The sequence below is a fragment of the Paraplanobispora takensis genome, from assembly GCF_016863195.1.
GTDB lineage: Bacteria > Actinomycetota > Actinomycetes > Streptosporangiales > Streptosporangiaceae > Planobispora > Planobispora takensis.
In genome coordinates this window covers 1-1,633 of the sequence record NZ_BOOK01000125.1, presented here as the reverse complement: position 1 = coordinate 1,633, position 1,633 = coordinate 1, and the positions used below count along the sequence as shown (strand labels likewise).

General features: G+C 70.7%; 1 protein-coding gene. It reads left to right on the top strand.

All coding sequences use genetic code 11. From position 1 onward, the window contains the following. Window positions 1–67: 67 nt before the first annotated feature. Window positions 68–1,633, top strand: a 1,566-nt coding sequence (locus Pta02_RS40710) for an IS1182 family transposase (RefSeq protein ID WP_203880402.1), incomplete at its 3' end; no start/stop codon positions are given.

Genomic DNA, 1,633 nt, shown 5'->3' with positions numbered 1-1,633 from the left:
CTAGAAGATCACTGAAAATCTTGCGTTCTGGCCCCGCCTCAGAGACGCTGGGCCAGACTCAGGTGGCATGCAAGGTGAGTGGAGCGGCGAGCCGATCGGGCCGGATGTATGGACCACCTGCCGGGAGCTGATCCCGGCAGGTAGCGTGTTCGCGTTCTTGGCCCAGCACCGTCAGGCGCTGTTCGCGCCCGAGATGTTCGCCGACATGTATCCCTCAGCCAACGGGCGGCCGAGCATGCCGCCGCAGGTGCTGGCCACGGTGCTGGTCCTGCAGGCCCTGTACGGCGTCTCCGACGCCGACGCGGTCCAGGAACTGCGCTGTGACCTGCGCTGGAAGGCCGCCTGCGGGCTGGGCCTGCATGACACCGCCTTCGATGCCTCACTGCTGACCTATTTTCGGCGGCGCCTGGCCCGCTCATCTGACCCGAACCGGATCTTCACCCGGGTCAAGCAGGTGATCGCGGCCACCGCAGTGCTGGCCGGGCGGCAGCGCCGGGCACTGGATTCCACCGTGCTCGATGACGCGGTAGCCACTCAAGACACCGTCACCCAGATCATCGCCGCGATCCGCCGGGTGATTCGCCAGGTGCCCGGCGCCGCCGAGGCCGCCGCCACCTGCTGCACCGCGCATGACTACACCGATGCGGGCAAGCCGCGCATCGCCTGGAACGATGAGGCCGCCCGGGCGGTGCTGGTGGATGCGCTGGTGGGCGACGCGGTGCGGTTGCTGGCCCACCTGCCCGACCAGCCGCTGGGCGAGCAGGCCGCGAACGCGGCCGGCCTGCTGGCCCTGGTCGCCTACCAAGACGTCGAGCCCGCCGACGATTCCGACGGCGGTGACGGCCGGTGGCGGATCGCCCGGCGGACCGCGCCGGACCGCATCGTCTCCACCGTTGACCCCCAATCCCGGCACGTGCATAAAAACCGCACCCGCCACCAGGACGGCTACAAAGCCCACCTGGCCATCGAGCCCGAGACCGGGCTGTTCACCGCGGTGGCGTTGCGGCCCGGCAGCGGAGCCGACCATCACGAGGCCGCGGTCGCCGAAGACCTCCTGGCCGGCGAGCACGCCCTCACCGTGCTGGGGGATGCGGCCTACGGCACCGGCCAGGCACGCCAGACATTGCAGGCGGCCGGCCACACCTTGGTCATCAAGCCCCCGCCACTGCGCCAGGCCGTTCCCGGCGGCTTCACCGTCGACGACTTCACCATCGATGCCGCCACCGGCCTGGTGACCTGCCCGGCCGGGCACAGCCTCCCCCTGCGGCGGCCCAATGCCAGCAGCGCCCGGATCGTTCAGTTCAAACAACGGTGCGCTCCCTGCCCGCTGCGCACCCGATGCACCACCGCCGCCAGTGGCCGCACCCTCAACATCCATCCGCAGCACGACCTGCTGGCCGCCGCCCGCCGCCAGGCCGCCACCGATCCGCTCTGGCAGGCCGACTACCGCCGCTGGCGGCCACCGGTCGAGCGCGGGGTGGCCTGGCTGGTCGCTCGGGGCGGTCGCCGTCTGCGCTACCTGGGCACCATCAAAAACAACGCCTGGCTGCACACCCGCGCCGCCGCGGTGAACCTCCGCACGCTGACCAACCTCGGGCTTACCCACACCGATGGCATCTGGTCTCTCAAGCCG